The sequence below is a fragment of the Cellulophaga sp. BC115SP genome, from assembly GCF_009905545.1.
GTDB lineage: Bacteria > Bacteroidota > Bacteroidia > Cytophagales > Spirosomataceae > Flectobacillus > Flectobacillus rivi.
In genome coordinates, this window is the sequence record NZ_JAAALB010000008.1 from 121,019 (window position 1) to 134,661 (window position 13,643).

The window sequence follows — 13,643 nt, forward strand, 5'->3', positions numbered from 1 at the left end:
TTTTTACGCTTTTTCAAAAAAGAAATACATTTTGTGTTTTTAAAAGAATAAATATAACTACCTGTTTTTAACCCTGTTTTTCATTAACGAAACTTGATGATAAATTGTTTTATAAAATGTGAAAAGAGGCTATCAAAAAGCGTTTTAGATTTTTGAGAAAAATAGACAATCAAAAAAATATGAGAATTATATTCATGGGTACGCCCGAATTTGCGGTAGAAAGTTTAAGGATTTTGGTAGACAATGGTTGTGAGGTAGTGGCTGTGGTAACAGCTCCAGATAAGCCTATTGGTCGTGGACAAAAATTGGGTATGTCGGCTGTGAAAGAATATGTATTGAACAATGCACCACACATTCCGATTCTACAACCTGAAAAGTTGAAAGCACCTGCATTTTTGGAAGAACTCAAAAGTTATCAGGCAGATTTACAAATTGTAGTTGCTTTTCGAATGTTACCAGAAGTGGTTTGGCAAATGCCACCTTTGGGTACATTTAACTTACATGGTTCATTGTTGCCTCAGTATCGTGGCGCTGCTCCAATCAACTGGGCCATTATTAACGGAGAAAAAGAAACGGGTGTGACTACCTTCTTTTTGAAACATGAAATAGATACAGGTTCTGTGATTTTTCAAGAAAAAGAACCTATTCATGAAGACGATAACGTTGGTACTGTCTATGAGAGATTGATGCATACAGGTGCGGAACTGGTTCTCAAAACGGTACGTGCTATCGAGTCGGGGAGTTATCCTCAAGACCCTCAAAACGAAAATCAAGTATTACATCATGCACCGAAGATTTTTAAAGAAACCTGCCAGATTGATTGGGAAAAACCTGCTAAAGTAGTGTACGATTTTGTACGTGGTTTGTCGCCTTATCCTGCCGCATGGACTTTCCTAGGTGATAAGTCTTGTAAAGTTTATAAAACAAGTATTGTGACTGATTTTGAATCCAACGAGGATATTCCAGTTGGGCAGTGGGTAAGTGATCATAAAAGCTATCTTTATTTTAAATGTGCAGAAGGTTGGCTAGCCATTGAGGAGCTTCAATTAGAAATGAAGAAGCGTATGGGTATTCAAGATTTCTTGAGAGGATATAAGTTGTAAGTGTGCTGTTATATAAATAGTTAACAAAAGTTTTATCTTAAAAAGGTTGTTTACGGTGATAAAGCGTCTTACATTTGCAAGACATAAAGTTATGCAAGCATAACTTTGAGGATTTTTCCTCTGCTTAATTCACTAATTTTAGCGATAAATACCTAATTACACTAGGCTCAACTTTGTCAAAGTGTAGTCTTTGACAAAGTTGTAAAGCCATTCCGTTATCTCCATTTTCCTAGCTCTAGGGTAATAATGCCTTTTGCTGACACAAGTGAAAGCGTTTGATGACTCAAATCTCCAATCAATACAATATCGTTTAATGAGTTGTATGGCGTTGTTTGAAGTAATACCTTGACTTTTTCTAAGGTGTTGGTATTTATTTGCTTTTTGATTTTTCCACAAGCACAAGGTTGATTTCTGCGAAGTTCATTAAGTAAGGTTAATAAATCCGCTGTATCAACTACTCGATTTATTCTTCCCGCTTTTACTGCTTTTTCTACAGTATTGAGATAAAACTCGCGATAGGGTTCAAATTCAAATCTTAATACAGGGTATTTCTGAACCAAAGTTGCTCCATTCTTAAAATATTGGATATGTCCAGGGTCCATAAAGCCTACAAAATTACCTCCCCAAGTGAGTCCATATTGAGCAGTGAGTGTATCCAAAGGTTTGTAGTTGGCAAGCGTATTCGAGATTCGGTGACCTCTAAAAATGGCAAAATCTGCAGCTAAACCAAAGTTATGCATAGATACAGGCGAGGCGGTACGTTTGCGAGATAGATATTTGCGTTGGTTGGCAATAGAGCGTAAATCAGAAATAACCTTGATACTACTGTGCTTTTCGGCCATTATGGTTTTGATAGAATCTCGTTTGGCTAGGAAAATGGCACGGTCATTTTCAAGAATTCTCGTCCAACGGTCGTACAAGTAATGAGGCGTATGAATGAGTGCTCCCAAATAAGCTTGCTCGACCCAAGTAGGTGTTACTCCGATAGTTCCTGCTGGATTAGGTATCGCCGTGATTTGATTAAGCGAATCAAGCTTGTAAGCAGTCATTTCAACCTCCTGACGCACTCCCACTGTGGCTACGTAGATAGCAGTGGGTTTGATATTGAGTTGTAAAAAAGTATCTGTTTCATAAAAAGGATGCACCATGTCATAAATAGCCAAAGTGCTTACTTTTTGTGTGGTATCACAGCCTAGGTCTTGCCATGTGGCGTCTTCTACAGAATCTTTTAAAAAACTACAGGCAAGCAAAGAAAGAGATAATAAAGGCAATAATAGTTTAGGGATTCTTAACATAAATAGCGTATCGGGATTATAATGGGCTTTCGGTTTTTTATGTGCATTAGGCCGTAAGTGTTCGGCAAAAAATATCTGTTTTGGGGACGACTAGATTGCGGATGAATTAACTACTTTTGGGGATTTTGGAAATGTAAGCTCCTCTATTTTGTAAAAAATTAAGGTATTTTACCTTATTTCCGAAATCAGAAATCCCCAATCTGAAATTGTTTAAAATCCTTGGTACAGTACTAGTTCACCATTCAACATTATTTCTTTAGCCAAATTAATTCAATTCGAGCCTAGGTTGATGATTTAGACTGAAATTTTTCTCGTTGTGCTACATAAAGACCCAAAATTACCAATGCCGTTCCTATGTAAGTATAAGTGGTAATAGGCTCTTCGAGGAGGACAGAGGCATATAAGAAACCAAAAATAGGGCACAAGAATAACCAAAGTGAAGCCTTGACTGCATCTGTTTTAAGCAAATATAACCAAAGCTGTACTGCTGCAATAGACACTGGAACAACCAACCAAAATACCGAGCTCCAGAAGCGTACTGTATAGTGATTGTTTTCCCAGTCTGTCATCAAAAACGTAACAGGTAGCAACATGACGCCTCCTATAAGCACTTGCCAACCATTGATTGTCAATAATGGTAAATCCCATTTTTGTTGCGAATAATAAATCGTACCTACTGAATAGGAAATCATACTAGTTGCCAAAATCAATAGTCCATCTACGCTTGCGTAGCTTTTTACTAATAAAGGATAAGTCGCAATAGCTACGCCAGCAATCCCTAAAATTAGTCCTGTTAGTTCTCCTTTTTTGATAGCTCGTTTCATCCAAATCGCAGAAATGACACTAATAATCAAAGGATTGGTAGCCGTAGAAAGCGAACCAATACCAGCAGAAACTTTTTTCATAGCCAAGACGAAGCATCCCAAATATAAGGTCACATTCAAAAAGCCGTAAATAGCTAGCTGTTGCCATTCTTTCCCTTGTGGGAGTCTAGATTTTTGGAAAATCAAACTCGCACTCAACATGATAAACCCCGCAATAAAGAATCGACAGTTGCCTATTACGAATGGCTGGGCATCTAATAATCCAATTTTGGTCGCAGCCGATGCCGAAGCCCACAACATCGCAAAGAATAAGCCTGCAAGTATATTTTTCATGAGTAGTTACAAAAAATCCCAAATCTGTGTTATTAGATTTGGGATAGATGCTATTTGAATTTCATTTTATAGTCAACTTTTACCTTGCCTTTCGAAATGTCACTGAGCTTATTTTTAAGCATACGTTTTTTGACAGGACTAAGGTGGTCGGTAAACAAAATACCATCGATATGGTCGTATTCGTGTTGGATAATACGAGCTGCTAGACCTTCATAAACTTCTGTGTGTTCGTTCCAATCGGTATCGTAATAATGGATTTTTACAAATTCTGGTCTGTAAACATCTGCACGAATACCTGGGATAGACAAACAACCTTCTTCAAAACCCCACTCGTCGCCATCTTCTTCTAAGATTTCAGCATTGATGAATACTTTTTTGAAATCAACTACCGAAGGATCTTTATCTCTTTCGTCAAGATCTTCGCCTTCATTGAATGGGCGACCATCTACGACAAACATACGGATGCTCATACCAATTTGTGGAGCAGCCAAACCTACGCCAGAAGCCGCATACATGGTTTCGAACATATCTTCGGCTAATTGTTTAACATCAATCGAGCCTTTTTCAATATCTTCAGCTTCTTTTCTGAGAACGGGGTCGCCGTAAGGTATAATCGGATAAATCATTGTGCTAATTTGCTTTGTGTATAGGTCCTATCATGAGGACTATCTTTGTTATTTCAGAATTTGGATGCAAAGGTACAGAAAAAACCAGCTTTGCACTACACTTCTTTGCAATCTAGCTGAGCCTAAATCAAGACTTTTGTTGAAAAGGTATCGCATGTTTTGTCAAAATAGCCTTTTTGTGTTGCTTAACTTCCGATTTGGCTTTGTGTCCCCAAATCCGCTCCTTTACTTTTTGATGCTCTTTTTCTATATCCATCAAAGGAAAAGGATAGGTTTTTCCGATTTCTATTTGATATAAATGCTGCTCCATAGGGGTCAATTTCCAAGGCTCATGAATCAATGCTACAGGACAATTGGCTAGCTCTGGAACCCATTGTTTGATAAAAATTCCCTCAGGGTCATGATCTTGGGCTTGCTTGGTAGGGTTATAAATCCTGACGGTATTGATGCCTGTTACTCCAGCTTGCATTTGAATTTGTGGATAATGAATGCCAGGCTCAAAGTCTAGAAATTGTTGAGCCAAAAATAAAGCCGCTGGCTTCCAATGATAGGCAAGATTATGGGTCAAAAATGATACAAGCATAGCACGCATTCGAAAGTTGAGATACCCAGTACTTACCAAACAGCGCATACAAGCATCCACAAGAGGGTAGCCTGTTTGACCTTTTGTCCAAGCCTCAAAATGTTGATGATTATCAGAAAAAAATAAATCATCATATCCACGATTGAGGTTTTCAAACTCAATACGTTCTTCAGATTCAAATTTTTGGATAAAATGACAATGCCAGCGTAGTCTCGAACGAAAGTTTTCTAGTGGGTTTTTAAGAAAGGGATATTTTTTACTTTGTTGTAAACTCTCCTGATACACTTGTTTTATGGAAAGGTTTCCCCAAGCAATATAAGGAGATAGTCTGCTACAGGATTTGCGAGCTTCGAGTGGTTTTGAAATATGTTTTGAGTAAAATCTGCACCGCTCTTTCCAAAAACTGTGCATATATTTTTGGGCATAAGATTCGCCTCCAGGCTGCATAGGCTGCGCAGGAGAGTAATTGGGGCAAATGTCTTGAAAATTTGTGATTTCAATACCTGATAAATCTATGTCTGAGAACGTAGCCTCCGACCAGTCAGGCATAGCTTGAGCTTCATGCATAAAAGCGTACCACGATTTCATCCAATCTTCACGATGCATGAGCCCTCTTCTTACACCATTGCACTGATATTCGCACCAAGGAATATCTTGTGTTTTTAGGTACTTTGAAAGTTTCTTATCTCTCTCAAAAGTTGCTGCAATCCCTGTTTCTTGGTAAGAGTATAACGAATGAATAGGATAGGAGGAAAGGCGTTCTTGGAAAAAGGGCAAAACTTCATCTCTAACTACCCAAAGTTTGGCATTGGGATTTATATGGAAAAGTCTTTTCTGTAAATCAATGAGCGACTCCCACACAAACTGCCAATGGCGTGGATTATAATGTACATCTTGGATTAAGCTTGGTTCGAAGATATACAAAAGCAATAGTGACTTCCCCGATTCAATCGCTTTTTGCAAAGGCAGGTGATCGAGCAATCGTAAATCTCTTTTGAACCAAATAACCGAGATAGATGACATTGAATATAATGTTTCGTTTTTAACATGGGCTAATGAACGAAAAGCATAAACCATAGCTCATTGCCGAATACGGTAACCTGTCTATGATAAATCAATTTGTGGAAGAATTGTTTTAATTTTGAAGTGATGAGACGCAATGTTTTGCGAATCACCAAGATAGATTTTTGGAAAAATCACTCAATCACCAATCACTCATTACTCAATAAAAGCATGTATCTCAATATCCACACTCATCATATCGAAGCGGACGATGCTATTATTCAGGTAGAAAACCTGATTATAGATTCGTCTATTCCTATGGAGGTTTGGATAAAGCAGATAGAAAGCTCTTTGCCAAATCAATATTTTTCGGCAGGATTACATCCTTGGTATTTGAAAGAAGGTCAACTAGAAGCGGATTTGGCTTTGTTAAAAAGGATTTTAGCTCATCCCAAAGTCTTGTTTGTTGGCGAATGTGGTTTGGACAAAATCTGTCAAACAGATTGGACTTTTCAAATAAATGTCTTTAAAACACAAATCCAAATCGCTGAAGAATTACAGAAGCCTATAGTGATTCATTGCGTGCGAGCTTTTTCGGAAATAATCCAAATTAAAAAATTGTTACGACCTAAGTCCCCTTGGTTGATTCATGGCTTTAACAATAATGAGCAAATTTTAAAGCAACTTGTTCAGCATCAAATGTATATATCTTTGGGTTCAGCACTTTTACAAGATAAATCTAATGCTGTCCGTTTAATCACATCTATCCCAATTAAGCAGTTATTTCTTGAGACAGACGATAAGAATTGCACAATATCAAGTATCTTTGTGGCTGCTTCTAAGCAATTAGAGGTTGAAGTTGAATATTTACAAGAAAAAATATACGCTAATTTTAAACTAATAGTCTAACATCAAGGCTATCAATCAGTAACTAGCCGAGGAATACCCTCGCCCTCTATCCTTGATGAAAGACCGTGGGTAATCTCACCAACAACCCGCAGTGGAGACTGCAATTATTACTTATGCAACGTAATTTTTATAAAGCCCATCCTTGGCATGGTATCCAAATCGGAAAGGATATGCCGAAAATTGTTAACTCATTTATCGAAATCGTATCAACTGATACAGTAAAATACGAAATCGACAAGGAAACAGGGTATTTGAAAATCGACCGTCCTCAAAAATTCTCTAACATTGTACCTGCTTTGTACGGCTTTGTGCCTCAAACTTACTGTGGAGAATTAACGGCAGATTTAGCTCGTAACGCTTCTGGTAAAGACATTGAAAAAGGTGACGGTGACCCACTTGATATCTTAGTTCTTTCTGAACGCGCTATTACGCATGGTGACATCATTTGTGAAGCTATCCCTATCGGTGGTATTCGTATGATTGACAAAGGTGAAGCTGATGACAAAATCATTGCTGTATTGAAGGACGACTCAATGTACGGTAAATGGAAAGACATCAAAGATTGTCCAAAAAGCATTATCGACCGTTTGGTTCACTATTTCTTGACTTACAAAAATATCCCAGGTGAAGAAAAAGTAGCTGTAGATATCGACGATGTTTATGGTAGCGAAGTAGCTCACCAAGTAATCTTGAAATCTCGTGAAGATTACCGTAACATGTTCGGGTGAAGCTTAGAGCTTGTAACAATTGCTGAGTTTGAAACACTTGGTTCTGCCGAAGATATTCAGTCACGCTTGTCGTTGGCAGGTATCAAAGCGGAGGTTTCGAAAGATGCTCAGTTTGAGTTACAGGTGCTTGAAAAAGACGTTAATAGCGCATCGAAATTAATTGAGTACTTTATGTCTCAAAACTAATATGTTAAAAGCCTAAGCAACCTTGTTGCTTGGGCTTTTATTTTTATGTTTTACCTACACCTTTTATCCCTGTCTTTTTCCACACAACACAAATTGCTAGAGATACCTTAGCTCTATTTTATTTTTGGGTGATTGAAACTACAAATTGTCATTTACTCAATACTTCAAACAAAATACTTGTACAATGCGTATAAAATTTAACTTTGTAGTTTGAGTAACATTAAAACTTTCAGGGATATTTCAATTGCCTTGCTCTGAAGTTGACTACTAATACACAAAACCAAAACGTAATAACACATTCTCAAAGAACTACTTGTAAGGTATTTCTTTAACATCTTTTAAAAGTATGCTAGGATTCCTCAAAAATGTATTTGCGACCATTGTTGGTCTTTTTCTCTTCTTCCTTTTTGGCTTTTTTATTTTGATAGGCATCGCAGCAGCCATTGGCGGTAGCGAGGATAAAACAGCCTTGAAAGAGAACACTGTCTTAAAATTAGATCTTAATCATCCCATTGTTGAAAATGTGGCAGAGGATGAAAATCCTTTGAAAAACCTTGGTGGTCCTTTTGCCGATAACAGCGACGAAATCGGTTTGGTACAAATTCGTGAAGCGCTCAAACGTGCGGCAGTCGATACACATATCAAAGGGATTTCTCTTCAAGCGCATTATCCTATGGCTGGATATGCTCAATTACAAGAAATTAGAGATGCCTTGTTGGCATTCAAAAAATCAGGGAAGTTTATCTATGCTTACGGAGAGTCTTTTACAGAAAAAGGCTATTACCTTACTTCGGTGGCAGACAAAATCTTTTTGAACCCAGCAGGGGGGCTAGATTTTAATGGTATTAGTGCAGAGATTTCGTTCTTTAAAGGAACGCTTGATAAACTGGATATAAAGCCAGTGGTATTTCGTGTAGGACAATTCAAATCGGCGGTTGAGCCTTTTATTCGTGAAAATATGAGCGAGGAAAACCGTGCTCAATACAACGAATTGCTAGGGTCGATCAATAACCAAATCATGTCTCAAATTGCTACTTCAAGAGGAATTAGTGCGGAGGCATTGAAAAAAGTAGCTGATGAGTTGACCGCTTACGAACCTAAAGGTGCATTACAGTCTAAGCTAGTGACAAACGTTGGCTATTTGGATGAATATGAAACAGCCTTGAAAAAGAAGTTGAGTATCGATGCCGATGACAAATTGACTTATGTTGGTTTAGGTAAATTCATGAAAGCTGAATCTGCTATTCCTTTCAATGATTCTGACAACCGTATTGCCGTAATAGTATCAGAAGGCACTATCGAGGGAGCTAAAGCAAGTTCAGGAAATATCGGTTCAGATGACTTTGTGGCTGAACTTCGCAAAGCACGTGACGATAAAAAAGTAAAAGCTATTGTATTGCGTATCGATAGCCCAGGTGGTTCTTCATTGGCTTCGGATGTGATGTGGCATGAAGTGCAGTTAGCCAAAAAAGTAAAACCTGTAGTGGCGTCTATGGGTGACTATGCCGCATCTGGTGGATATTATATGGCTATGGGAGCAGATACCATTGTAGCATTGCCAACTACGATTACGGGTTCAATCGGTATTTTTGCACAGTTCTTCAATTTTGAAAACTTCTTTAAAAATAAATTAGGAATCACTCACGATCGTGTGAATACCAATGCCCATTCAGATTTTCCTACGGTAACAAGAGAGTTGACTGATTTTGAGAAAAACTGGTTCCAAGCTCGTGTAAATGCAGGTTATGAAACCTTTACTTCAAAAGCTGCTCAAGGTCGTCACATGAACATCGACAAATTGAAATCTTTGGCAGGAGGTCGTGTTTGGACAGGTGAGCAGGCCAAGGTAAATGGTTTGGTGGACGTTTTGGGAGACTTAAACAAGGCTATCGAAATTGCTGCCAAAATGGCTAAAGTGAAAACAGATGATTACAAAGTAAGATATTATCCAACACCAAAATCATTCTTCGAAGAACTTATGGATAAGAAAGAAGATGAAATGGAAGCTAAATTCTTGAAAGCACAATTTGGTGAAATGGCATCTTATGTAAAACAGGTTCAGAAAGTTAAGACACAAGAGGGCTATTTGGCTTTGATGCCTTTTGCGATTGAATTCAAATAGTTATTTTGCTAAATATGCTACACAAAAGGGCTTCTCGTTTGGTGGAACGGGAAGTCCTTTTTAATTTTGGTATTGTGTAACACGATTGCGATGTGTCGCAGCGTATCAATTTGCAAACAATATGGATATGATTAGAAATAACTGGACAAGAGAAGAGATTGAAGAAATCTATAACCTTCCTTTTTTAGACTTAGTATATCGTGCAGCTACTGTACACCGTCAACACCATGACCCACAAGAAGTACAAGTAAGTACATTGTTGTCAATCAAAACTGGTGGTTGTCCAGAAGATTGTTCTTACTGCTCGCAAGCGGCTCGCTACCACACGAACGTAAAAGTTCAGAAATTGATGGAAGTTGAGGAGGTTATGGCTGCTGCTGAACGTGCACAAGATGCAGGTAGTTCTCGCTTCTGTATGGGTGCGGCTTGGCGTGAGGTTCGTGACAACCGTGATTTCGACAAAGTGTTGGAAATGGTGAAAGGCGTAAATGCTTTGGGTATGGAAGTATGCTGTACCTTGGGTATGTTGTCAGAAGAACAAGCTCAAAAGTTGAAAGATGCAGGCTTGTACGCATACAACCACAACGTAGATACTTCAGAAGAACATTATGATGATATTATTTCTACTAGAACTTACGACGATCGTTTGAATACGCTAGAAAACGTGCGTAAAGCAAATCTTTCTGTTTGTTCGGGTGGTATCATTGGTTTAGGCGAATCGTCGAAAGACCGTGTTGGTATGCTTCAAACCTTGGCTAACTTACCAAAACATCCAGATTCAGTACCTATCAACAACCTTGTACCAGTTGCTGGTACACCACTTGAAGGACAAGACCCTGCTTCGGTTTGGGATATGGTTCGTACAATCGCAACGGCTCGTATTATCATGCCAAAATCAATGGTTCGCTTGTCGGCTGGTCGTTTGGAGCTTTCTTACGAAGGTCAAGCATTTTGCTTTATGGCAGGTGCTAACTCCGTTTTCTCTGGAGACGTGTTGTTGACAACGCCAAACCCTAATGTGAATTCAGATAAAGAGTTATTCCAAATCTTGAGTATCAAGCCTCGCAAAGCATTCAAAGATGAGAGTAAAGCTCCAGTTGAATTCCAAGTAACCCCAACAGCAGGCAAAGCTTTGGGCATTGAAGAAGTTGTAATTTCTTAATATTGATAAAGAGTAAAAGAAGTTGGGAAATAGCCTCGCTCTATTGTAAAGCCCCTATTTACTCAAAATCAAGATTGAAATAAACTTAGTAATGAATAGGACTTTTTAAGGAAAGTCCTATTTTTTTTACCGTTTAATCAACTATCTATGCATTTGTTCGTGACCTAGCAGTTATATGGTTGTCTACATTGAACATTTTCCGTTTACCATACTGCTGTGATTATTCAGCAATCTCATTCAAAACACAATTCAAACATCATGAAAAAAATTGCTTTCTTAATTCTATTCTTAGCCTCTTTTGCTGTTCTTTATTCATGTAATACCATTCCTGATGTGGTGGCTCCTGGCCCAAACAATGAACTACCTGCGGCTACAGGCAAATTGGATGTAAGCTTTACCGACCCAACGCTCAATGCTAATCCAGAGGTATTGGCAGGTTCGGGCGACAACGTAACCGTAACGCTTTTAATCAAAAAATCACCAGATGGTGGCAAGCCTCGTGTGGCTCGTGTTTATGTAGCAGACAAAGCAAATTATCGTGGTACTACCGACCAACCTTTGTTTGAGGTGAAATTGAAAAATGTAGACGAACAAACTCAAACGTTTGAATATACCGTTTCGGCGAGTACTGGCGTAAACTATATTCATTTTGATGTACAAGATAATAGTGGTGCAATTTCTCGTAAAACCCTTAAAATTTCTATTGGAGCAGAAGAACAAATTGCTTCTTGGAATAATATCGAGCTTGGTGCACAAAGCAATGATTTAGGCTCACGTTTTGCTTCTTCAACAGGTGTTGTGTACAAAGTGTGTGACATAGATTCAAATATCAAATTTGTGGATATCACTTATGCGTCGACTCGTACGGCTGACGAACCACAATTTTTATCAAACCCAGAAAGAGTTTTACAGGGATATTCGACAACTGTACCTGCATCAAATACTGATTGTGGAGGCTCTTCGACAGCGGGTGGCAATGCTACTTATTTCCAAGAAGCTCCAGTAGGTATCGACTTCGATGCCGCTAATAACACTACCTTACAAGCTTTAAGTATTTCTTCAACCAAACAATCAGTTTTGGTAAAAGAAGGTAAAATATATGCTTACTCAAAAGGCTCAGGAACCAAAGTGAAGAAAGGCTTGATTCGTGTAAAATCTATTACCAAAGGTACAGCGGCTTATGCCCAAGGAAAGGTAGTTTTTGATGTGAAAATTCAAAAATAGAGCTATCTATTTCAAACCATAGAAGTTTATTGGCTATTAATCAAAAAAGGGTTCGGAAAATATTTTCCGAACCCTTTTTTGATTAAAAACTTGTAGAATAAAACGCTCTCTCTCTTACGATTTGCGAGAACGGTTTTCGTAAGACTTACCATATTTACGCTTCATTTCAGCCTTATGATCTCTTCTTACGTTTACCTTTTTATTTTTATCCGTTTTGTCATGATATGCACTATTGTCAGAAATATCAGGAAGCTTGGTAATAAACTTCATTTTTGCCTTCGGAATTTCCTCTTCTAGCAATTTTTCTGAAATCATTAAACCTTCTGGCGAATCCAAAATAGGCAACTCAATGTTCATGAGCGTTTCTACCTGCTTCAAATATTCTACTTCATTTTTAGTAACAAAAGAAATCGCAATCCCTTTTTTGTCATAACGACCTGTACGTCCGATGCGGTGAATATAGTTTTCAGGCATATCTGGCATATCAAAGTTGATTACGTGCGTAACTTCATCAATATCCAAACCTCTCGCAATAATATCAGTCGCAATCAATACTTGGCAATACCCTAACTCAAATAAGCCAACGCTATTGAAACGGTGGTTTTGATTCTTATTTGAGTGAATAACATCCACCTTATGTTGAAGAGTTTTTTGCAATTGCTCATACAAAGTATCTGCTAACTTTTTGGTTGCCACAAATACCAATACCTTCGTCATACTTTCGTCATTTTTTAACAAAAGATTCAAAAGGTTTACTTTCGTGTAAAAATTTTGAACAAAGTAATAAGATTGGGTAATGTTTTGGTGTGGAGTACCAACTGCCTCTGTCTCAATACGAACAGGGGAGTTAAAGAAGGTTTCGACTAAAGTTTCAACATCTTTGGTAAGCGTAGCAGAGAAAAGTAAGTTTTGACGTTTTGAAGGTAATTTGTCAAAAATCACTGTCAATTGAGCGCGGAAACCCAAATTAAGCATTTCGTCGAACTCATCAATAATCAAACGTTTTACGTTTTTAGGATTAATGGTTCCATTCATCAAAAAGTCCACCAAACGCCCTGGTGTTGCTACCAAGATATCTACTCCTTGGAGTAATTCTGCCGTTTGTGGTTTGGTGTTTACCCCGCCAAAAATCCCTACAGTACGCACCGTCATATAAGTGGTAAGTGCTTTTACAGACTCCATTACTTGCACAACCAACTCACGAGTAGGCACCAAAATGATAATCTGAGGGTGTTTTTCTTTGGAGAATTGATAAAGTCGTAGAGCGGGCAACAAATAAGCGTAGGTTTTTCCCGTACCAGTTTGGGCAATGCCACAAACATCTCTTCCCGACATTACTACCGAGAAAACCTGCTCTTGAATGGGAGTTGGTTCTGTGAGCCCTAAATCATTGAGGGCATTTAATAAGAACGTATTGATATTTAAATCTTCGAATGTCATGGTTGTAAAAGTCGATAGCTCGACCTTGGCCGAGCTATGAAGTACTAATTTTTACAAAGTTACGATATATCTTTGGTAAAAAGCTATTCTTTATCAAGATTATTTC

General features: G+C 38.1%; 11 protein-coding genes. 6 read left to right on the top strand and 5 right to left on the bottom strand.

Annotated features, from left to right (window positions below):
- Positions 1 to 179: 179 nt before the first annotated feature.
- A complete protein-coding gene (fmt, locus tag GVN22_RS08730) occupies positions 180 to 1,103 on the top strand; it encodes a methionyl-tRNA formyltransferase (protein WP_205690823.1) in 924 nt (307 codons plus the stop codon).
- 215 nt (positions 1,104 to 1,318) lie between these two features.
- On the opposite strand, the gene GVN22_RS08735 is transcribed toward fmt, so the two are convergent.
- The 4 genes from GVN22_RS08735 to GVN22_RS08750 all read right to left on the bottom strand — a co-directional run bounded on the left by GVN22_RS08735 (position 1,319) and on the right by GVN22_RS08750 (position 5,787).
- The gene (locus GVN22_RS08735; protein WP_166550647.1) at positions 1,319 to 2,398 is read right to left on the bottom strand and encodes a M15 family metallopeptidase; all 1,080 of its coding nucleotides are present in this window, start codon (positions 2,396 to 2,398) and stop codon (positions 1,319 to 1,321) included.
- 281 nt (positions 2,399 to 2,679) lie between these two features.
- Positions 2,680 to 3,555 carry a DMT family transporter gene (locus GVN22_RS08740; RefSeq protein ID WP_166550648.1) on the bottom strand — a complete coding sequence of 292 codons (876 nt, stop codon included), beginning with the start codon at positions 3,553 to 3,555 and terminating at the stop codon, positions 2,680 to 2,682.
- A 50-nt stretch (positions 3,556 to 3,605) separates the two neighbouring features.
- Positions 3,606 to 4,181, bottom strand: a complete 576-nt coding sequence (gene def, locus GVN22_RS08745) for a peptide deformylase (RefSeq protein WP_095160223.1) — start codon at positions 4,179 to 4,181, stop codon at positions 3,606 to 3,608.
- Positions 4,182 to 4,308: 127 nt separating this feature from the next.
- Complete coding sequence (locus tag GVN22_RS08750) at positions 4,309 to 5,787, bottom strand: cryptochrome/deoxyribodipyrimidine photo-lyase family protein (protein ID WP_166550649.1); 1,479 nt, start codon at positions 5,785 to 5,787, stop codon at positions 4,309 to 4,311.
- Positions 5,788 to 5,997: 210 nt separating this feature from the next.
- Here GVN22_RS08750 and GVN22_RS08755 point away from each other — a divergent pair, with 210 nt between their 5' ends.
- From GVN22_RS08755 to GVN22_RS08775, 5 genes are all read left to right on the top strand, one after another.
- Positions 5,998 to 6,675 carry a TatD family hydrolase gene (locus GVN22_RS08755; RefSeq protein ID WP_166550650.1) on the top strand — a complete coding sequence of 226 codons (678 nt, stop codon included), beginning with the start codon at positions 5,998 to 6,000 and terminating at the stop codon, positions 6,673 to 6,675.
- Between the two features lie 113 nt (positions 6,676 to 6,788).
- Positions 6,789 to 7,403 (top strand): inorganic pyrophosphatase, encoded by a 615-nt coding sequence (locus GVN22_RS08760; RefSeq protein WP_166550651.1) that lies wholly within the window; start codon positions 6,789 to 6,791, stop codon positions 7,401 to 7,403.
- A gap of 532 nt (positions 7,404 to 7,935) precedes the next feature.
- The gene (gene sppA / locus GVN22_RS08765) at positions 7,936 to 9,711 is read left to right on the top strand and encodes a signal peptide peptidase SppA (RefSeq protein WP_166550652.1); all 1,776 of its coding nucleotides are present in this window, start codon (positions 7,936 to 7,938) and stop codon (positions 9,709 to 9,711) included.
- Positions 9,712 to 9,832: 121 nt separating this feature from the next.
- Entirely contained in the window at positions 9,833 to 10,873 is a 1,041-nt protein-coding gene (gene bioB / locus GVN22_RS08770) for a biotin synthase BioB (protein ID WP_166550653.1), read from the top strand.
- A 258-nt stretch (positions 10,874 to 11,131) separates the two neighbouring features.
- Entirely contained in the window at positions 11,132 to 12,097 is a 966-nt protein-coding gene (locus GVN22_RS08775; RefSeq protein WP_095160217.1) for a hypothetical protein, read from the top strand.
- Between the two features lie 114 nt (positions 12,098 to 12,211).
- Here the strand turns inward: GVN22_RS08775 and GVN22_RS08780 are convergent, their stop codons facing one another.
- On the bottom strand, positions 12,212 to 13,537 hold the full coding sequence (locus GVN22_RS08780) for a DEAD/DEAH box helicase (RefSeq protein WP_166550654.1): 1,326 nt from the start codon (positions 13,535 to 13,537) through the stop codon (positions 12,212 to 12,214).
- Positions 13,538 to 13,643 lie beyond the last annotated feature (106 nt).

Coding starts and splice junctions, on each gene's coding strand:
- GVN22_RS08755 (WP_166550650.1), top strand. CDS start 5,998: ATGTATCTCAATATCCACACTCATCATATCGAAGCGGACGATGCTATT.
- GVN22_RS08750 (WP_166550649.1), bottom strand. CDS start 5,787: ATGTCATCTATCTCGGTTATTTGGTTCAAAAGAGATTTACGATTGCTC.
- GVN22_RS08740 (WP_166550648.1), bottom strand. CDS start 3,555: ATGAAAAATATACTTGCAGGCTTATTCTTTGCGATGTTGTGGGCTTCG.
- bioB (WP_166550653.1), top strand. CDS start 9,833: ATGGATATGATTAGAAATAACTGGACAAGAGAAGAGATTGAAGAAATC.
- def (WP_095160223.1), bottom strand. CDS start 4,181: ATGATTTATCCGATTATACCTTACGGCGACCCCGTTCTCAGAAAAGAA.
- GVN22_RS08760 (WP_166550651.1), top strand. CDS start 6,789: ATGCAACGTAATTTTTATAAAGCCCATCCTTGGCATGGTATCCAAATC.
- fmt (WP_205690823.1), top strand. CDS start 180: ATGAGAATTATATTCATGGGTACGCCCGAATTTGCGGTAGAAAGTTTA.
- GVN22_RS08735 (WP_166550647.1), bottom strand. CDS start 2,398: ATGTTAAGAATCCCTAAACTATTATTGCCTTTATTATCTCTTTCTTTG.
- GVN22_RS08775 (WP_095160217.1), top strand. CDS start 11,132: ATGAAAAAAATTGCTTTCTTAATTCTATTCTTAGCCTCTTTTGCTGTT.
- GVN22_RS08780 (WP_166550654.1), bottom strand. CDS start 13,537: ATGACATTCGAAGATTTAAATATCAATACGTTCTTATTAAATGCCCTC.
- sppA (WP_166550652.1), top strand. CDS start 7,936: ATGCTAGGATTCCTCAAAAATGTATTTGCGACCATTGTTGGTCTTTTT.